The 19233-nt window shown below is 36.5% G+C and carries 27 protein-coding genes and 1 tRNA gene; 11 read left to right on the top strand and 17 right to left on the bottom strand.

The window, feature by feature from the left end:
- Nucleotides 1-9: 9 nt before the first annotated feature.
- Nucleotides 10-291: a hypothetical protein gene (locus D1093_RS03250; protein WP_120100643.1), complete on the bottom strand. Its 282-nt coding sequence runs from the start codon at nucleotides 289-291 to the stop codon at nucleotides 10-12.
- Nucleotides 292-411: 120 nt separating this feature from the next.
- Between D1093_RS03250 and D1093_RS03245 the strand changes: the two genes are divergently transcribed.
- From D1093_RS03245 to D1093_RS03200, 10 genes are all read left to right on the top strand, one after another.
- On the top strand, nucleotides 412-741 hold the full coding sequence (locus D1093_RS03245) for a helix-turn-helix transcriptional regulator (RefSeq protein WP_012232384.1): 330 nt from the start codon (nucleotides 412-414) through the stop codon (nucleotides 739-741).
- Nucleotides 742-1004: 263 nt separating this feature from the next.
- Nucleotides 1005-1364 carry a hypothetical protein gene (locus tag D1093_RS03240; protein ID WP_120102304.1) on the top strand — a complete coding sequence of 120 codons (360 nt, stop codon included), beginning with the start codon at nucleotides 1005-1007 and terminating at the stop codon, nucleotides 1362-1364.
- An 80-nt stretch (nucleotides 1365-1444) separates the two neighbouring features.
- The gene (locus D1093_RS03235) at nucleotides 1445-2206 is read left to right on the top strand and encodes an antA/AntB antirepressor family protein (RefSeq protein WP_120100641.1); all 762 of its coding nucleotides are present in this window, start codon (nucleotides 1445-1447) and stop codon (nucleotides 2204-2206) included.
- Nucleotides 2207-2218: 12 nt separating this feature from the next.
- On the top strand, nucleotides 2219-2620 hold the full coding sequence (locus D1093_RS03230; RefSeq protein ID WP_120100640.1) for a hypothetical protein: 402 nt from the start codon (nucleotides 2219-2221) through the stop codon (nucleotides 2618-2620).
- Entirely contained in the window at nucleotides 2614-3081 is a 468-nt protein-coding gene (locus tag D1093_RS03225) for an LbetaH domain-containing protein (RefSeq protein ID WP_120100638.1), read from the top strand. The genes D1093_RS03230 and D1093_RS03225 overlap by 7 nt, the downstream gene beginning before the upstream one ends.
- A 3-nt stretch (nucleotides 3082-3084) precedes the next feature.
- Nucleotides 3085-3615 (top strand): hypothetical protein, encoded by a 531-nt coding sequence (locus D1093_RS03220; protein ID WP_012231604.1) that lies wholly within the window; start codon nucleotides 3085-3087, stop codon nucleotides 3613-3615.
- Between the two features lie 76 nt (nucleotides 3616-3691).
- Entirely contained in the window at nucleotides 3692-4513 is an 822-nt protein-coding gene (gene bet / locus D1093_RS03215) for a phage recombination protein Bet (RefSeq protein ID WP_120100636.1), read from the top strand.
- A 1-nt stretch (nucleotide 4514) separates the two neighbouring features.
- Nucleotides 4515-5138, top strand: a complete 624-nt coding sequence (locus tag D1093_RS03210) for a lambda exonuclease family protein (protein ID WP_120100635.1) — start codon at nucleotides 4515-4517, stop codon at nucleotides 5136-5138.
- A gap of 121 nt (nucleotides 5139-5259) precedes the next feature.
- The gene (locus tag D1093_RS03205; RefSeq protein ID WP_120100633.1) at nucleotides 5260-5478 is read left to right on the top strand and encodes a hypothetical protein; all 219 of its coding nucleotides are present in this window, start codon (nucleotides 5260-5262) and stop codon (nucleotides 5476-5478) included.
- Between the two features lie 8 nt (nucleotides 5479-5486).
- Entirely contained in the window at nucleotides 5487-6524 is a 1038-nt protein-coding gene (locus D1093_RS03200; RefSeq protein WP_120100632.1) for a tyrosine-type recombinase/integrase, read from the top strand.
- Between the two features lie 1470 nt (nucleotides 6525-7994).
- Here D1093_RS03200 and D1093_RS03195 read toward each other — a convergent pair.
- The 3 genes from D1093_RS03195 to ilvA form a co-directional block, all read right to left on the bottom strand.
- Nucleotides 7995-9377, bottom strand: a complete 1383-nt coding sequence (locus tag D1093_RS03195) for a DEAD/DEAH box helicase (RefSeq protein ID WP_244614020.1) — start codon at nucleotides 9375-9377, stop codon at nucleotides 7995-7997.
- A 281-nt stretch (nucleotides 9378-9658) separates the two neighbouring features.
- On the bottom strand, nucleotides 9659-10189 hold the full coding sequence (locus D1093_RS03190) for a hypothetical protein (protein WP_120100628.1): 531 nt from the start codon (nucleotides 10187-10189) through the stop codon (nucleotides 9659-9661).
- A 35-nt stretch (nucleotides 10190-10224) separates the two neighbouring features.
- Entirely contained in the window at nucleotides 10225-11502 is a 1278-nt protein-coding gene (gene ilvA / locus D1093_RS03185; protein ID WP_120100627.1) for a threonine ammonia-lyase IlvA, read from the bottom strand.
- Between the two features lie 149 nt (nucleotides 11503-11651).
- Between ilvA and D1093_RS03180 the strand changes: the two genes are divergently transcribed.
- Nucleotides 11652-11737 (top strand) — tRNA-Leu (locus D1093_RS03180).
- Nucleotides 11738-11986: 249 nt separating this feature from the next.
- Here the strand turns inward: D1093_RS03180 and D1093_RS03175 are convergent.
- The 13 genes from D1093_RS03175 to D1093_RS03115 form a co-directional block, all read right to left on the bottom strand.
- Nucleotides 11987-12517: an antA/AntB antirepressor family protein gene (locus tag D1093_RS03175; RefSeq protein WP_120100625.1), complete on the bottom strand. Its 531-nt coding sequence runs from the start codon at nucleotides 12515-12517 to the stop codon at nucleotides 11987-11989.
- 412 nt (nucleotides 12518-12929) lie between these two features.
- Complete coding sequence (locus D1093_RS03165) at nucleotides 12930-13349, bottom strand: hypothetical protein (RefSeq protein WP_120100623.1); 420 nt, start codon at nucleotides 13347-13349, stop codon at nucleotides 12930-12932.
- Between the two features lie 117 nt (nucleotides 13350-13466).
- A complete protein-coding gene (locus D1093_RS09905; protein ID WP_167309078.1) occupies nucleotides 13467-13634 on the bottom strand; it encodes a hypothetical protein in 168 nt (55 codons plus the stop codon).
- Between the two features lie 76 nt (nucleotides 13635-13710).
- On the bottom strand, nucleotides 13711-13977 hold the full coding sequence (locus D1093_RS03160; RefSeq protein WP_019221612.1) for a helix-turn-helix transcriptional regulator: 267 nt from the start codon (nucleotides 13975-13977) through the stop codon (nucleotides 13711-13713).
- 82 nt (nucleotides 13978-14059) lie between these two features.
- Complete coding sequence (locus D1093_RS03155) at nucleotides 14060-14683, bottom strand: lambda exonuclease family protein (RefSeq protein WP_120100621.1); 624 nt, start codon at nucleotides 14681-14683, stop codon at nucleotides 14060-14062.
- 1 nt (nucleotide 14684) lies between these two features.
- Nucleotides 14685-15506 carry an ERF family protein gene (locus tag D1093_RS03150; protein ID WP_120102330.1) on the bottom strand — a complete coding sequence of 274 codons (822 nt, stop codon included), beginning with the start codon at nucleotides 15504-15506 and terminating at the stop codon, nucleotides 14685-14687.
- Nucleotides 15507-15581: 75 nt separating this feature from the next.
- The gene (locus tag D1093_RS03145) at nucleotides 15582-16082 is read right to left on the bottom strand and encodes an LbetaH domain-containing protein (protein WP_120100911.1); all 501 of its coding nucleotides are present in this window, start codon (nucleotides 16080-16082) and stop codon (nucleotides 15582-15584) included.
- Nucleotides 16076-16477, bottom strand: coding sequence for a hypothetical protein (locus D1093_RS03140; protein ID WP_120100910.1), 402 nt, complete (start codon nucleotides 16475-16477; stop codon nucleotides 16076-16078). The genes D1093_RS03145 and D1093_RS03140 overlap by 7 nt, the downstream gene beginning before the upstream one ends.
- 11 nt (nucleotides 16478-16488) lie before the next feature.
- Complete coding sequence (locus tag D1093_RS03135) at nucleotides 16489-16806, bottom strand: hypothetical protein (protein WP_120100908.1); 318 nt, start codon at nucleotides 16804-16806, stop codon at nucleotides 16489-16491.
- Between the two features lie 12 nt (nucleotides 16807-16818).
- Nucleotides 16819-17547 (bottom strand): Rha family transcriptional regulator, encoded by a 729-nt coding sequence (locus D1093_RS03130; protein WP_120100906.1) that lies wholly within the window; start codon nucleotides 17545-17547, stop codon nucleotides 16819-16821.
- 72 nt (nucleotides 17548-17619) lie between these two features.
- Complete coding sequence (locus D1093_RS03125) at nucleotides 17620-17976, bottom strand: antA/AntB antirepressor family protein (protein WP_120100905.1); 357 nt, start codon at nucleotides 17974-17976, stop codon at nucleotides 17620-17622.
- A gap of 64 nt (nucleotides 17977-18040) precedes the next feature.
- Nucleotides 18041-18421 carry a hypothetical protein gene (locus D1093_RS03120; RefSeq protein ID WP_120100904.1) on the bottom strand — a complete coding sequence of 127 codons (381 nt, stop codon included), beginning with the start codon at nucleotides 18419-18421 and terminating at the stop codon, nucleotides 18041-18043.
- Nucleotides 18422-18588: 167 nt separating this feature from the next.
- Nucleotides 18589-19191, bottom strand: a complete 603-nt coding sequence (locus D1093_RS03115; RefSeq protein ID WP_120100902.1) for a S24 family peptidase — start codon at nucleotides 19189-19191, stop codon at nucleotides 18589-18591.
- Between the last annotated feature and the right edge of the window lie 42 nt (nucleotides 19192-19233).

Here is a 19233-nt window from a genome sequence, read left to right as displayed (position 1 = left end):
TTGATCTCCTTAAGGCTGCAAAGTCTCGCCGGTGTGATCAACAACGCGGCTCTTGCAAATTTTCGACAATGGGGGGCGTTGCTCTTGCATTAATGACTGCAAACGCTCGGGATAAAAAAAATCTTCTGGACGTAAATCTATCCCATGTTCACGCGCATAATTTAATAATTTTTGTTGGTGCTTTGCTGGTATAAAATCATGCCATCTAGAAACAGACGACGCATCTCTTTGCACTATAGCTGCTACAATTTTTAAACCGCCTAAATATTTTATAATTAATCTCGCAGGCATATGTAATCTCCATAACAGCGTAACAAATAATTGCGTTTTATGCACAAGTCAACAAAATTATGCGTTTTTATCATTTTTACACATTTGCATAAAAATATATTTTCAAGGATTATACAAACTATGGAACAAGATATTCAGTCCAAACTTAAGCTATGGATTAAAGAGCGTCTTAAAGAACGAGGACACGGCGCACAAACATTATTAGCATTACATTTAGAGCTACACCCGTCAGCAGTGAATCGCATGCTTAATACCTATCAGAATGGGAAAACGCGAGATATAACAATAGATGAACTAGTGAAGATTTCTGAATTTTTTAATGAACCTCCACCCAGTTTTTATAAAGAAGTAGACTTGGATTTTATGAAAATATGTGCATCGCTTGATCCAGTCGACAAAGAAGCGGTGCTTGATTTTCTTGAATTATTAAAAAAATTAAAAACAAAATAAGTAAGAATTAACTGCTCTTTCTCATTAAATAATGAGAAAACAGATTCTATTTTTTTATCTATATCGCTCATAAACATCTCCTAAATTGTGGATAGCGCATAAATTAATTATATATTTTAAGATTTATTTTTGCGTTTTATGCAAAATTTTAGTTGACTTGTGCATAAAATACAATTATCACAGCACCATACCCTGAAAAAAAAAACCTATGTCAAGGCGTTTTTTTCAAAATGTATTTAAATATTTTGATAATGGAGGTAGTTGTGAACAAACCAGTGCTTATAAATTCTGATGAAATTTTACTAGTTTCCTGCGATGATGATCAAAACATTGCAGAGTCTGGACCGCTTGATGCGAGCCAAATTCTAAGCATTGTTGATGGGGTAGATGATGTTATACAAATCTTTCGTATAAATCCTTCTGAAAAGAGTTGTGAAGACATTTCTGAAGAGATTGCAGAAGCATATGTAGAAAAAAATATCGAACATCTCGATGAGAATAGTAATGTTCATGACTTTGTTCGCGAAAGTGTTTCTTACAATGACCTTTTAGATGATTTAGCAAAAGAAAAATATAATGATGAGGTCTATGGTACCTATGAAGAACAGAACCGTTATCCTTGAGATGTGCTTTAAAAACTATGAAGGGCGTTTTTAAGAGCGCCCCCTCTTTCCTCTTATTAAATATCGGACGGAGTAAACTTATGGATAATCCTATTGCTATTACAAATAACACGGTTAACGGAGAAGACGTTCAAACAGTCAATGCTCGTGATTTGCACGCATTCTTAGAAGCAAAACGAGACTTTTCCAATTGGATTAAGGACCGTATTAGCAGATACAATTTTATAGAAGGACAAGACTTTGTAAAAACACAAGATTTGCGGTCACCAAATTTGGCGAGCGCAAAATCTAGATCTGTTATTGCAATTAATTATCATCTCACCTTGGAAATGGCAAAAGAACTTTCCATGGTAGAGCGTAATGAAAAAGGAAAACAAGCTCGTTTATACTTTATCGAGTGCGAGCGGCGTGCAAAGCAGGCACTAACACTACAACAAATCGACTATTCAAGTCCAAAAGCTATGATGGGCTTTTTGAATTACCTACAAAGTCAAATAGATCAACAAGATACTATCATTGAATATTTAAAACCAAAAGCAATGGCTTTGGAAAGCTTGCAACGCGCTGATGGGCTCTTCGGTCTTACTGAAGCTGCTAAAATTCTCGAAATTCAACCAAAACAGTTCATTCAGTTCCTACAGAAAAAAGGATGGGTGTATCGACGCACTTTCGGGGCGCATTTATTGCCTTATCAAGATAAAATCCAAAAAGGTCTTATGGATTGCTCAACACACACTGTTCAAACCGAAAATGGAACAGAAAAAGTCATTCCTTCAGCAAAAATCACAACAAAAGGTATGGGGCTGCTGTCTCAAGAATTTAAACGACAAAACATGCATTAAAGGCAATAAACCATGGAAAAGAAGTACGAACTTACTGATGAGAAAGCTGAGTTTAAAGGGGTAACTCTTCACCGTATCCGAGCTTTAAGAGACTTTGGAGTTATTAAAAAAGGTAATTTAGGCGGCTTTATAGAACATGAAAACAACCTATCGCATCATGGTAATTGCTGGGTAGGTGGTAATGCATTCGTCTTATCTTGTGCTTGCGTTTACGATAATGCTCAAGTTTATGATGATGCTGAAGTTTATGGTAGTGCACGAATTAAACATAATGCACATGTTTACGGTTTTGCCGAAATTTATGGAATGGCAACGGTTTCCGGTAATGCACGTATTTATGGTGACGCAAAAATTTATCGTGATGCGGATATTGATGGCGATAATATCATGTCCACTGGAGAAAAAGCATGGTGAAAAAATACGAACTGACTGATGAGACAATCGAAGTTAATAGACATACTCTACACCGCATACGTGCCTTAAAAGATTTTGGATATGTCAAAAAAGGTGACCTTGGCGGTTTTATACAAAAAGAGAGCAACTTAAGCCATAAGGGAGACTGTTGGATTTTTGGCAATGCACAAGTTTATGATAATGCCAAAGTTTATGGTGATGCGCGGATTTATGGGAATGCACTCGTTTCTGAAAATGCACAAGTTTCCGATTATGCCGAAGTTAGTGGTTCTTCTGTTAGAGATAATGCCAAAATTTATGGCTATGCACGGATTTATGAAAATTCTGTTATAGGGGGGAGTGTACACGTTTACGGAAATGCTAAAATTTATAATCAAGCATATATTTGCTGTCGTGTAGACATTGCTGGAGATTGTAAAATTAGTGGATCCACCGTGATCTTAGATCGTGAGAAGCAATAAACCATGGAAAAAAAATACGAACTTACTGATGAGACAACTTGGATATACGGAAATAAGTTAACTTATCGCATTCGTGCATTGAGAGATTTTGGAGATGTAAAGGCTGGTGATTTAGGTGGTTTTGTAGAGCACGAAAGAAACCTCTCGCATAATGGAAATTGTTGGGTTCGTGGTTTGTCCGCTGTTTATGATGATGCTGTAGTTTGTGATAATGCGATAGTTGATGTTGCCTCGCAAGTTAGTAAAAATGCCAAGGTTTTTGGTAATGCGCAGGTTACCAATGGTGCTAAAGTTTCCGATAATGCACGTATCTACGACAACGCATGTGTTTCCGGTACAGTGATTTATGAAAATGCGCAGATTTATGGAAATGCAAAAGCTTGCTGCGGTGCATCTATCTACGGAAATACAAAAATTTACGACAAGGTATTGGTCTGTGGTTATGTAAATGTTTATGGAGACTTTGAACTTTCTGGACTAGCCATGATTGGCGATAACCGCAAACCTTCAACAGAGGATTACAATCCTTTCTAACAACCAAACCAAACAACTTTTAACACAAGCGTGATTCACGCCACGGGGGAATTGCGCGCAAATCAAGGAAACAATAATGACAAATTCTCCTTTAACAACAATGGCTAGCAAATATGGATTTTCTCATGATCAATTCCGTAAAACAATTATCAAAACTTGTATCAATCATAACTTCTCTGATGAAGAATTCGCTGCTTTTATATCGGTGGCAAATACTTATGGGCTTAACCCATTAACAAAAGAAATCTATGCGCTCCCTAAAAGAGGTGGCGGCATTATCCCTGTTGTCTCTATTGATGGCTGGATTAAGATCATTAAATCTAATCCTCAATTTGATGGTATGACCTTTCAAGATCAACTCGATAAAAACGGTAATATCATTGCCATTAAATGCGCTATTCGTCTCAAAGGTATTCAAGACCCTATCGAAGTCACCGAATATTTAAATGAATGCAAACAAAAAAGTGACACTTGGCAAAAATACCCCGCTCGTATGTTACGTCATAAAGCAACTATACAATGCGCTCGCTACGCTTTTGGCTTTTCTGGCATTTATGAAGAAGATGAAGCAGCGCGTATTAATGAAGCAAGCCGGAATACACAAGTACAATTTGTTTCTCATGCCATGCTCGAACAAATCAAACTGTTAATTAAAGAAACACAAACCAATGAAAATATTCTTCTCTCTTACGCAAATATCGAAAACCTAACAGATCTGTCTTGTGAAAAAGCACAAGAGATTTTAGAGCTATTGGAAAAAAAGCAAAATATTCAAAAAGAAAGAGCTCTACAATCTCACCCGCAACAAGAGCAAATAGACGCGCCTATACAAGATGCCGAATATATTCATATCCAAGATATCGAATATGCACCCACTCAACAACAAACGGCGGTGTGAGATGGAACAAAGAACAGCACAATGGTTTCAAGCACGGTTAGGCAAAGTCACCGCTTCAAACGTTTATAACGTCATTAGTAAAACAGCAAAGGGAACTCCTACAAGCAAATATGAAGATTACAAAATCAAACTTATGACAGAGCGTTTAACGGGTGAAATAAGCCAATCTTATCCAACGCCGGCTATGCAATGGGGCATTGAACATGAAGAAGATGCTCTAAAAGAATATGCATTCATTTATGATACAGAAATCACTCAATGTGGTTTTATCCAACACCCCACAATCAAAATGGCGGGGGCTAGCCCTGATGGGCTTATTGGTGAAAACGGTTTAATCGAAATCAAATGTCCACAATCAATCAACCATTTACGCTTTTGTATAGATGATGAAATTAAACCAGAATATCATGCGCAAATGCAATTCCAAATGGCTTGTACAGAGCGAAAATGGTGTGATTTTATCAGTTATGACCCGCGTTTTGTGGGGGATTCATCTCACTTGCGTATGAAAATCAAACGCATCTACCGTGATGACAAACAAATTGAACAGATTAATCAAGCCGTCGAAGCTTTTTTAGCAGAAATAGAACAAGAGATACAAAGAATCTCAATAAAAGCCGCTTGAAACTATGGGGGTGCTTATCCTCACCAACGCCTCCTAGCACCCCCACCCTTTCCTAACAATTTTTAATCAATTCGTGACTCACCACACGAGTGAATTGCGTCTCAATGTAAGGAGAAGAGATATGGCGCCTCGTAAAGCTATCATAACGCAAGCAGACATTGCACGCGCTTTAAAAGAAGCAAAAAAGCAAGGCTGCGAACTCATAGAAATCAAACCTACCGGTGAACTGCTTATCTATCTTAAAGCAGATATTCCAAGACTAAATTCCGTTAGCCACCCAGACACACTTTTAGATTTGTCAAAGAATGAATATTACGAAATCGCACTCTCTAAGATGTAAAATTGATCATGCCAAAACCACGCCCCCCCTATCTTCTAAAAGAAGTCACACGCCATAACAAAATCATATGGTATGTACGTATTGGTCATGGAAAACGTATTCGAATACGCGGAACCTATGGAACGCAAGAGTTTGTTGATAACTACAAAAGCGCACTTGCCGAATTACAAGGCATAATCCCTCCAAAACCTAAAACCGGAAAACTGATTGAAGGGTCATTTGCATGGCTGCTTAAACAATATTTTAATAGCGTCAATTGGCATAGCCTTGCTAAAGCTACGAAAAGACAAAAAGAACTCATTCTTATGAAGGTATGCGATAGCATAGGAAATATTCCATACAAAGCAATTGAAAAAAAACATATTATAGCCGGTGTTGAACGGCGTAAAGAAACACCATCAGCTGCTCAAAATTTTTTGAAAGCTCTTAATGGGCTTTTTAATTGGGCAATTGACCAAGGACTTTTGGAAAATAATCCAACAATAGGAGTAAAAAGACCAGCTCTTAGCAATAAAGACGGATTCGCTGTTTGGACAGAAGATGATGTTGAGAAATATTACCAACGCTGGTCACATGGTACCCATGAACGGGTTTGGATTGATGTTCTTTTGTATACGGGCTTACGCCGTGGTGATGCCGTTCGCATTGGTTGGAAAGATGTTAATGATAATATCATTCATCTGAAAACAGAAAAGAGCCAATTTAAAACAGATGTTTTTCTACCCATTTTGCCTGAATTAACAGAAACCCTTAAAATTGGTCCTATTGGAAATGAAACATTCATTTGCGGGAAAAATGGAAATAAGCTCGTAAAAGAAAGTTTTGGCAACCTGTTTCGTGAAGCATGTAATACAGCAGGTATTAAAAAATCAGCCCATGGATTGAGAAAATTAGCAGCCACACGCGCAGCTAACTCTGGTGCAACAGTTTCACAATTGAAAGCAATTTTTGGCTGGACAGAAGATAAAATGGCATCTCTTTATACAAAGAGCGCAGATCGTAAAAGATTAGCTCTTGAAGCTATAAAAAAGCTCCAAAAAAGTTAGGGATAGAAGCAAAAAAAACTTAAAAAAAACAATACCTACAATATTCCCTTATATTTTGTTAATATGTTAATTTTATTAAAATCGATTAGAACGGCCCGGGGAGCCACTTCTTTTTTTATCCCGTATAGTTTATCGTTTTTGCTAACACTTTTTAAACATGAGAGATTTGTTAATAAAAGTGAGGAAAGAGGATTTTTGCAATAAAGTAGAAATGCAATGTCCTACGGGATGTATTTTTTGCAATGAACGCGAAAATGATTGATTCATTTTAAAGGGAAAGAGATTGCACAAGTTTTTTTCTTATTAGTTAATTTGAAATAATTACTTCTTTCACGAGAGAAAATTATTAAACACCACCAGTAATGAAAAAGATTTCGCATAAACTTTGTTTTCCAATCCAAAAATGATTTTTACTCAATAAAACAATTAAACTCAAAAATCTACTCTTGAAACAATCATTTTGAAAAACGGGAAAACATAATCAAAATCATCTATATTATCTCCCTACACCTCATACTTCCTCCCTACCTTGAAAGCAGAAACTCCCAACCGAAAAGTCTGTAATAAAGTCCAGTTTCTTACTCTCATGGGTTTCTCCTACTTAATCACTTCATAAATTCTAAAAACAGCCTTGCCGTGAATATTTCTTATACTGTCATAAAAACACTAAGCGCGTAAAAGTGTTATGGGCTTTATATAACGTCCCTAAACGAGAGTGTTTTACAGCACAAACAATATAGCAATCTAAGTTGATGAGAATCCTGTGAAAACCTTCAACAAATCATAGGTGTTTTCTTCATTGTCTCCATTGTATTGTGCATCTACACCATATTTAAAGAGACATCCCTTAAATCCCCCAAGCCTTTTTACCATGGCTTCCATAAATGGTTAAAATAAAATCCATTGATGAGCAACATCTTTGACCTACAATAAAAGCCATACCTTCATGCTATTTTCTAACACTCAATATTAAAAATATTCCTTTTTTGCAATAGGTTATAAGAATCATTTTATTGATTTCTTAAATGTTTTATCCATACAGCAATCTCGTTTGTAACATGCAAACAAATAGTTTTAAGAGATCAATATAAACAGATTCAAAATGAGAGAATTTTACAATAGAAGTAGATTATTTAATATATAAAACAATCAGTTATTATGAGATAATAAAATTGTTAAATTAAAAGTTATCATGAACGATAAAATGCATCTTTTATATCAATAAAATTGATCTTTATCCCTATTTTTAAAAATGGGAATAAAGCAAATGAATAATCATCTCTACAATAAAACTTTTTTTCAAAAGATTTTTAAATCAGTCCAAACATCCAAAGGTTCCCATTTCTAAAAAATGAAAACCTTTGAAGACCTCTCTTGTTTTAGCAAGAATGTTGTATGTCTCTTTTTAATTGAAAAAAAATCGATAAAAGTAAAAAACTCTCAAGACATAATCTCTTTTCAAGATTTTATTTAAGCCGCTTTCTTGACTGACTTGCGAAAACGAAAAGCCTTTGCACGCTTTGCCGCTGCTTTTGCCTTTTTATGCCTCTCATTTGGAGAGGAAGAATTCTTCCGCTGTAACTGTGCAGCATCATCTTTTCGACCTAAAAACCGTCTCTGACGTTTAGATTTTTTTAAACGGCGTTCTTTATTGTTTTCTTTTTCTCCACTTTGGAGCCCATTGAGCTTTTCTGGAAATGCTGCAAATTGTTCTGGAACAGAGTCAGACACCAATTTCATACGAATCAAGCGCTCTATGGCACGCAACCGTGTCCTTTCAATTTTTTCATCAAAAAGCGTAAGTGCTTCACCCGATTCACCATTGCGTCCTGTCCGACCAATACGATGCACATAACTTTCAGCTTCATCTGGTAAATCATAATTAATAACGTGGCTTATTCTTGGTATATCAATACCGCGTGCCGCAATATCTGTTGCAACAAGGATCTGGACCGATCTTTCCCGAAAAGCTTTTAAAGCAGATTGGCGAGCACCTTGTGATTTATTCCCATGAATTGTTGCAACTAAATAGCCGTTCTTTGCTAAATGACGTGTGACAGCATCAGCCCCATGTTTCGTTCGAGTAAAAACAATAACCGAATTAAAAGCTGGATTTGTCAAAAGTTTACTTAAAACATTCTTTTTTTCACTGGTAGGAACACAATATAATTTCTGGGTAATCTCTAAAGCTGTAGTACCTTGAGGAGCAACTTCAATCTTAACTGGATCATTGAGTAAACACTTTGCAAGCGCAGCAATTTCTTTCGGCATTGTCGCAGAAAAAAGGGCTGTCTGACGCTCTTGATGCAAAAGCTTTGCAATTTGCTTAACGTCATGAATAAACCCCATATCCAACATACGATCTGCTTCATCCAAAATCAAAAAACGAGATTGAGAAAGATCAACACATTTTTCACGAACAAGATCTCTCAAACGCCCTGGAGTGGCTATCAAAACATCCACACCTGCTTCCATACGTTTAATTTGTTTTAAACGTGATACTCCCCCAAAAATAAGACACGTCGAAAGATGCGCTCCCTTCGCCACAGTGCGAATTGCTTCGTCAATCTGAACAGCAAGTTCACGGGTTGGCGCTAAAATCAAAGCACGTGCAGTTTTAGGACAGCGTTTGTCACCCAAAGTTAAAATTTGACTTAAAATAGGCAAACCAAATGCCAAGGTTTTTCCAGAACCTGTCTGTGCAATCCCTAAAATATCGTGTCCTTTCAACATCATTGGAATAGCTTGTTCTTGTATAGGTTTAGGTTTACTCATCCCAGAAATGCGTAAATTCTTAATCAAAAGAGCAGGCAAACCTAACTTTGTAAAAACATCTTCTTTTTTTATAGGCAAAATAAAAACTTCCCTCAGCTGAACAACTTTCACTCAATCACCAGCTGAACTCTCCACTCAAGAATCCGCGCAAGAGAAATCCTTGATATTTTAAACGAAGCAACACTTAAAAAGCGACCTGCGCAACCCATGAGCACCTTGGAATCAAGGCAAAGGCATATAATTTTCCCAAAAGCTAATACACTAACTTAAATACCTTCATCTTTATTATCCTTGGATTATGATAAAAAAGCAAGGACTTTACGAAATACATTTATCGCGACAAAAAATATTTAAATCATTTATTTCTTGATGATTGTCTCCATCGGTAAATGTACCTTAATAAAATCAGGATAAATCTCGAGAAAAACTGGATTTTGTAAAGTTTTTTGACCGCCATAAATTAAATACCATTGGGTTTTATCAAAAATCGCCAAAGTTTTATATTGAATAATGCGATCCTTCATCTCAAGGACCGTTGGAATTAGAGCATATAAATTACCGTTATCTGTTTGAAAATACTCAATATTTTCTTTATCTAAACAATAAGCACCAGAAGGCAAGTTTTCAAATTGCTTCTGCAGCTGTTGAAGAAAATTACCCCGTAAAGCATCCTCAGTTGTATTTAATCGACGTGCCATCTCTTTATAAAGTCGCTCCGGCATATAATGAGATATAAGCGAAAAATCGCCACTTTTTATAGCAGCATTAACATCAACAACTATTCCTGAAAGTTCAGTTTTTTGGAGTGCTGTTGGCTGAGATGCTAAACTCTGTTGATGAACAATCAAGAAGAAAAACAGACTCAGTACAAAATAAAAAATAGATTTCATTTTTACACTTCTTGTTTTAGTAAAATTTCAATTTTTCAAATAACAAAATCAAATAATGTTTGATCATCCGTAATATCACGATAGCGCCAACCTAACGCTTGAAATTTTTCTTCTAAGAGACGAAAATTGTCGTATTTTTTTGTTTCAATCGCAACCAATACAGAACCAAAATTTCTCGCTGATTTTTTAAAATATTCAAAGCGCACAATATCATCATCCGGTGATAATGTGGAAAGAAAATGACGCAATGCACCAGGATGCTGCGGAAAACTAAAAATAAAATATTTTCTCAAGCCTTGGAAACGTAAAGAACGCTCTTTAATCTCTGGCAAACGCTCAAAATCAAAATTACCTCCTGAAATAACGAGAATAATTTTTTTACCGCTCAACTCTTGAGATGGAATACTGTTAAGCGCATCAATCGATAAAGCACCAGCTGGTTCAAGAACCACACCTTCTACATTAAGCATTTCAACCATCGTAGAACAAACGCGATTTTCAGGAACCGTAATGACAGAATCAGGAGAAAAATGCTTTAAAATTGTATAGTTTAGTGCACCAATTTCAGCCACCGCAGCCCCATCTACAAAAGTATCAATATTTTCTAGTTTGACCCTTTTTCCACTCTCCAAACAAGCAAGCAAGCTTGCAGCTCTTTGGGGCTCAACAAAACGAAGCTTTGTATTCCAACCATATTCCCGTAAGAACTTGCTTATCCCACTTGCCAAACCACCTCCCCCTACCGGCACAATCATTAAATCTGGTTCACTTTCTCCATTGAGTTTTTTCCATTGCAAAGCAGCTTCACAGAGCACAGTTGCTTGCCCCGTAATAATGCGAATATCATCAAACGGAGGAGCCATCACACCACCGTTCTCGACGACAAAAGATTGCGCAGCTTCATAACATTGATCAAATGTTTCACCAACCAAACGAATATCAATAAACTCTTCACCAAAAATACGTGTCTTCTCAATTTTCTGTTGTGGCGTTGTCATAGGCATAAAAATCACGCCTTTACGTTTAAAATAACGACAAACAAAAGAAACCCCTTGTGCGTGATTCCCTGCTGAAGCACACACAAATGCAGAATCTGACGATATACTGCTCAACATTTCTGAAACAAAATTGAAAGCACCACGAATCTTATAAGACCGCACCGGTGTTAAATCTTCACGCTTCAAATAAATTTCTGCATCATATTTTTGGCTTAGAAAATCATTTCTTTGAAGGGGGGTTTCAGCAAACACGTGATGTAATCCCACCATAGCTTTTGTGACATCTTGAATAAATTTACTCATAACACTGATCATTTCATGCTTTATTTATATTATACAGGCTTCTTCTAGCGATAAAAAAAAATATTGTCAGTCAAAATTTCACGAAAAAAAAGTGAAAATTTTTTCTTTTGTCATTAATTCTTGATTCAATAAAAGATATAGCTTATGAGAGAACTCTCGTCGCGGACGTGATGAAAACGGTAAACATAGCAGACTTAAAATCTGCCGGTCGAAGACCTTGCGGGTTCAAGTCCCGCCGTCCGCACCACGGTATGTGGATTTCCCCTTATTTTTCAGTAATTTATTAGAAATTAGAAAAAATTAAACCACCTTCTAAACCACCTTTTAAAACCCTATCATAACGCTATCAGATGGTATTGAGATAGTACTAAAATACGAATCATTGCTGCTTTTTTGAAGCATATTTTGGAACTAAATCACCATACCATGTTTTGCTTCGACTCCCCAATTCCCCTCCCCGCCATAAAAGACGAGGAAATAGAATCAATTCTACAAACTAAGCTGCTTTTACGACAGATCTTGCTAAAACCTGCTTTACTTCTTTAATGAGGGCTTTATATTTTCTGTTCTCTTCATCCACTCTAAAAGCATCAATAAGACGAACATGAATAGGACCTAAAAGATACAAAGCTTTTTCACCAGCACTCATACCCTCCCAATGGCTTGGCAAATCAAAGCGCGTATCATGGTCATAATCAACAGATTGGCTTTTTAACTTTTTCTCACACTCAATAAAGTAACGACGAGCCAGTCTACCTTTCTCATTGCGTTCAACCATTGAGAGCTCTTTGGCCATATCTAAGGTAAGGTGATATTCTTTGCTGATAACATTTTTACGTTTCCCAATTTTGGGAAGCGTTAAAATATAGTCCTTTCCTTCTTCAAATGCATACTGATTAATGCGGTTCGTAATCCAAGTCGCAAAACGTTTTCCTATTGCCAAAAACGTATGCAATTCGCGCGCGTTTACTGTCTGAACAGTTTCCTGATCAATGATTTGTTCTTTAATTTCTATAAGTGTGTTCATAACGAACTCCTATCGATTAGAGATTTTTCATTGACATCCAACAAAGGATGCCGGGTGCTGAAAAACACGGTCGATAGTCCGTCGTCACGCTTTCCCTATAAAAGGTATTGTATAGCATAACCACACCCGACAAAGTCATTATATGCGTGTAGCATACAATGAGTCAAAGCCTTTAATGTGCGGAGAAAAGATTGTTTCGGCAATCTATCCGCTATCGATTCAAGGTGTTTTTCAGGCACCTGATTCGACAATAGACACATTGTTATAAGCCTGTCAAGTCGCTCCTGTTATAAATGCAGCCCACTGTTCCATAAGGGGCAGCCCACTGTTCCATAAGGGTATGTCATTGTTCCCAAAAATCTGTTCGCATATAAGCTATTACTATCCCATACAGTATTTTGATTGTTGATGATCAATGGCAAAACGGAGTGTTGATATTGAGAAGTTTTATTATACCGTCGTTTTTACAAAACGAGCTGTTTAAGCGTTTCTCAACACTTCTTTGAGTCTTGATAGAACTATTAAGAGAATATACCGGAATCCTATCATCTTTACAATTTTCACACCATTTCCCATCTTTAATTTTATAGTGAAATCCTGATTGGATCATACAAGCATGAATCATCGACCATTCATGAATGCCTAATTTGCTATTGTCTATACCGCTACTATAAGGAGATAGCGCACCACACTCTAATAGTGCGTTTCCTACCTCAGTAGAGTTTACACCTGGCTTTTCCCATATAACAAAGGATGTTGAAGGAGGCTTTGAGTTACATCCAGCCATATTTAATAAAGCTATGCAGCTTAATAATTTTAAAGTTTGTTTCATTTTTCCCCTTTTTTAATAGATTTATTGACTATGAGAAGGCTTTAAAGCCTGTTGATGTTTCTTATCTCCATTTTTTAAATTTGTCACTGAACTTCCAGCAAATAGAACACCCTTTTTTCAAAAGGGTGAGATTTCAAATCCAACCCTTCCAAATTCTTGAAAGTCTTCAATATTTTGATGTACAAGCTTTATAACTGTAGCGTGGCTATTCCCCACACCCTCTGTAATTTTTAAAGAGATCTTAACGGCAATACCATCATTACCGATTGTCACTAAATTATTCATGATCAAGCTATTATCAATAATTTTCTGTCATTTTTGTTAACCTGTCTCTACGAGCAGTTCGTTACTTTGGACTTCTTCAAGACAATTCTACAGAATCTCTTTCAGTTTTTTTAGCTTCAATATAACGATCAATTTCAACAAGATCCCATTTTAGGTATCGTCCTTCTTGTATAGGCTTAGGAAAAGCTCCGATTTTTACAAGCTCTCTAATATATGTCATTGACATTCCGAGATAAATTGAGAGATCTTGTATATTGACAAGCCGTTGCAAACGCATCGACAGTAAAGCTTGTTCGAATAAGCTTACTTTTTCTATTGAGGCAGTTAATTTTTCTTCGTTCATTTAAAACTTTCCTTATTATCTAAGTGTTGAGAATAATTATAAATAGGCGGGGGTGCTGGGAGGAGAGAGCACCCCCATAACTTCATGCAGCTTTTGTCGAGATCTTTTCCATCTCTTGCTCTATTTCCTCTAAAAAGACTTCAACCGCTTGATTGATCTGTTCAATTTGTTCTTCATCACGGTAGATGCGTTTGATTTTCATGCGCAAGTGAAGTGATTTGCCTACAAAATGCGGATTATAGCTAATGAAATCACACCATTTTCGTCCAGTGCAAGCCATTTGGAACTGCATTTGCGCACTATATTCGGGCTTTATATTGTCATCTATAAAAAAGCGCAGGTGAGTATTTGTTTGCGGGCATTTGACTTCAACTAAACCGTCATCACCAATAAAACCATCAGGGCTTGCACCAGCCATTTTGATTGTGGGATGTTCGATAAATCCGCATCTTGTGACAATCGTGTCATAAATGAATTCATATTCTTTTAGGGCATCTTCTTCATGTTCAATGCCCCATTGCATAGCAGGTGTCGTATAAAACTGGTTTACTTTCTCTGCTAATCGCTCTGTCATAAGTTGGATTTTATAGTTCTCATATTTGCTTGTAGGGGTTCCCCTCGCTGTTTTACTGAGTACATTATAAACGTTTGATGCGGTGACTTTGCCTAGACGGGCTTGAAACCATTCTTCTGTTCTTTGTTTCATTTCACACCGCCGTTTGTTGTTGTGTTGGTGCATATTCAATATCTTGTATAGGTGCGTCTATCTTCTTTTGTTGTGGAAGAGATTGTTCTTTTGGAGCCTTTTGCTTGTTTTGTTTATCTTTCAAAAGATGCAAAACGATTTGGGCTTGTCCCTCAGACATATCCGTAAGATTTTTGACTTTAACATAATCAAGTACCTTTGCTTCTTCTGATTGGGTTTGCACTATGAGTCTTCTGATTTCATTGATTTGCTGCGGAAATGCCTTTTTGATAGGAGCGTTTCCATCTGTATCATCATCTTCACTCACAATATTAAGAAGCATACCTAAGAGATATCTACGTGCGTAAGTGATTGTAGAACCAACTGCTTGTATGTTATTTTTACTCCCTGTAGTGTCAAAAGGAAATGTTCCTTGTGTTGATATTTCATTGCCTGATATATGCTTTAAAGTCATTTCTACAGTTATGCCATTTGAATTCTGCTCTTTGATACGAGAAAACAAGGAAAAGCGATATTTTGAAAGACTATCCTTTATGGCATCAAGATATTTATCAAGCGTAGCATATTGGCTATTTGTATGGGTGTTTGTAGCATTTTTATGTATTTTTTGATATTCCATTTGCATAATAGAAAGATCACGGACAAAATTCTTGCGCTCTTGTCGTTCTATCTCCTTTTCTCGTAACTCGAGAAGGCTCTTGAGACGGTCCAGATCGACATCATTTTCTAAAGCTCTTTCTAAAATAAGTTCCATAGCTGTAGATTTGACTTCACAATTGTTTGTTTTGTTTACTTCTGTTAAGTTCGTGTTTTGTTCATTCATTTTGCTTTCCTCCATTGCGCGCAATTCCCCCGTGGCGTGAATCACGCTTGTGTTAAAAGTTGTTTGGTTTGGTTGTTAGATTTTTATATCTTGAGGAATTCTCGTGTTTCCGTTAATATTAGCTAATCCACAAACCTCGGCATTTTGAGAAATCTTAACTTCGTCATAAATACGAGCATTCTCATAAACTTTTGCATCTCCAAAAATCTCAACATTTCCCACGAAACAGCCCGATATAATAGCATTATCATAAATTTTTACATTGTTATAAATGCGAGCAGGACCCATAATATAGGTATTTCCAAAAACCTCTACATTGTCATAAACACGTGCATTGCCATAAACCTTAGCATTCTCATAAATCTTGGCATTGCCGTAAACATATCCAGTTGCACAGGGTATATATGAACCACCTACCCAACAATTGCCCTCATGGCTAAGATTTCCTTCATTTTCAATAAAACCACCTAGATCTCCTTTTTTAACATCTCCAAAGTCTCTCAATGCTCTAATTCGGTGAAGAGTTTTTCCATCAACTTCGATTGTCTCATCAGTCAGTTCGTATTTTTTCACCATGCTTTTTCTCCAGTGGACATGATATTATCGCCATCAATATCCGCATCACGATAAATTTTTGCGTTACCATAAATACGTGCATTACCGGAAACCGTTGCCATTCCATAAACTTCGGCAAAACCGTAAACATGTGCATTATGTTTAATTCGTGCACTACCATAAACTTCAGCATCATCATAAACTTGAGCATTATCGTAAACGCAAGCACAAGATAAGACGAATGCATTACCACCTACCCAGCAATTACCATGATGCGATAGGTTGTTTTCATTTTCTATAAAGCCGCCTAAATTACCTTTTTTAATAACTCCAAAGTCTCTTAAAGCGCGGATACGGTGAAGAGTTACCCCTTTAAACTCAGCTTTCTCATCAGTAAGTTCGTATTTCTTTTCCATGATTTATCCCCCTACCTTAAAATAGCGTCACTTCCATAAAATGCTGTATCTCCGGCTACTATGGCATTACCACGAACTTTTGCGTTATTATAAACTTCGGCATCATCATAAACCTTGGCATTTTCAGAGATATATGCATTTTGATAAACACAAGCATTGCCTCCAACCCAGCAATTATCATCATGGCTAAGATTCCATTCACTCTCGACAAAGCCTCCAAGGTCGCCTTCTTTGACATCATCAAAATCTTTTAAGGCGCGTATGCGATAAAGCGTTGTTCCATCAACTTTGATTGTTTCATCAGTGAGTTTATATTTCTTTTTTATCATAATGCCCTCCTCTTAATGCATGCTTTGTCTTTTAAGCTCTTGAGACAACAGCCCCATGCCTTTTGCTGTGATTTTTGCGCAAGGAATGACTTTTTCTATTCCACTGGCGGTTTGAAGTGTGATGGTTGGACAATCCATCAGTTGCTTTTGGATTTTGTCTTGATAAGGGAGTAAATTTCCCCCTGCTGCACGTCTGTAAATCCAACCTTTTTGCTGTAAAAATTGAATGAATTGTTTTGGTTGCATCTCGAGTATTTTCGCGGCTTCAGTAAGACCAAAGAGCCCATCATGGCGCTGTAAACTTTCAAGTGCCATGGCTTTTGGTGTTAAATCTTCAATAATGCTGTCTTTTTGATCTATTTGCCCTTGGAGGTAATTCAAAAAGCCAATCATAGCTTTTGGACTTGAATAGTCGATTTGTGGTGTTACTGCTTGCTTTTCCAATTCTTGCCAACGGTCTATAATCCTAGCACGTAATGCCATGTTGTAACCCGAAACTAAGATGAGGCATTCACGTTTGGGGAGATGGTAGCAGTTTTGGGGCTTGCCTTGTTTGTCTAAATAGGTGGATCCAAATTTGGATTGACCCTCTTCAGGGTATAATTCCCCTAACATTTGCCTAATATCACGCATAATGTGTGCATGTTGCTTACCACATAGTTCAGCAATTTCACGACTGGACATAGTTTGAACAGTTTTGTTATTAAAATTGCTTTTGGCCGTTGTGACAAAATTATGCATAATGGACTCCTTTAAGAAGCTTGTATTTTTTTTCATATGTTCTAATAAAATTCTGCATCATCACTTCCTAAATTAATAAAAACACAAGTCTTGGTATAATATTCTGCCATAGTTTCTATGGCGCTCTGCTTGAGCGATTTTCTTTGCTGCGTGAATTTTGAAGTGATGATTATCAGTTTTATCTGTTTCTATTTCAGATTTTGGACAAATCTTTTTTTTGTTCCATTCTTGTTTTGTAAAAACAAAATCCACACCTTCTTTTAGATCAAGCTTTTCAACACAATCATTAAACCAAGTATTAAAATCTTGTTTTAAATTTAAGTACCTATGCATGACATGGGCATTGACCATTTGGACATAACCAATACTATTGTCTGCCTCGTTTTCAGGTATGAGATATCCTTCACTATCATTATCATGTGTGTTCATAAGTTTACTCTAATCAATTATTGATGGGAAAAGGGGGCGCTTTTTCAAACGCCCTTAAGAGTTTTTAAAGCACATCACAAGGACGCAAACGGTGCTGTTGTTCGTAAGTACCGTACATTTCATCTTCATATTCACACCGTTTGATATCATCTAAAAAAACACCGTATGCAGAACTATGTAGAACAAAATCATGGGTGATACCTCCTTCAAAACACTCTTCTTCATACTTTTTAAGGTATAATTCAGCAGCATCTTCAGAGATATCTTCGCACCGGTTATTTGTTGGTTCGATACGGAAAATTTCCACCGCATTATCGACGTGGTCGATAAATTTGATCACTTCCTTTTCTTCGAAAAAAGGTCCATATTTAGCGAGATTTTGATCTTCATCTTCGCAGATGACTAAGAGAATTTCATTAGAATTTATAAGAATTGGCTTTTCCATAATTTCTCCTCCCTAACGCCCCTTGGCAATTGCTTGTGTTAATTTATATAATACTTATACGCAAACGTATAAATTAAATCAAGAAAAAAATTACAAATATTTCACTTTTTTTGCATTTCTGTATAAATATCGTCTTTAGAATGATAGAATCAAAAGCTTTATAGGGATTATTTCATAAGTGGACGATAAGATTTACGTGGTAGTATTGCAACTATTTCTCCAACCCATTTTATCTTAGCATTTTTAATAGGGTCTGCATTCCATGATTTAAGTACAATGCCCTCTAGAGAACGAGTAATTTGTTTGATGAATCGCCTATTATCTTCTGTTAGAACAACAACTTCATCACCATAATAATCGCTTACTGGCTTTGTTTGCAGATGTTTAACTACAATTAAATCACCATCTTTATACACAGGATACATGGAATCTCCACGAACCATGAAACCTAATGCTTCAAAAGGTAAATCAAATGGTATTTCAACTGTCTCAAGCCCATCTTCTGGAATTTGTTCAACATCTGTATCAATCTCTAGTCCTGCTCCTACATACCCCATAATAGGAACGAGTGTAGTAATTTGGTTATAGCCCTTTAAGCTTTTATATAGTTCTAGAATTGCATCTCTATGTGAACCTCTAGGATCTGACTCGCTCCCCAACCATCTTGATATGGTTGCTTGGGTTACATTTAATCTCTCTGCAAGATCTTGTTGGCTGAGACCAAATTCAGATTGCAATACTTGCAATGTAGCAATGATGTTTTTTGTCATAATTAATCACTTATGATTTTTAAATTTAAAAAAATCTATTGT

Origin of the sequence: Bartonella kosoyi, assembly GCF_003606325.2 — a bacterium.
Classification (GTDB): Bacteria; Pseudomonadota; Alphaproteobacteria; order Rhizobiales; family Rhizobiaceae; genus Bartonella; species Bartonella kosoyi.
The sequence above is the reverse complement of the archived record's forward strand: the minus strand, read 5'-3'. Positions and strand labels throughout refer to the sequence as shown.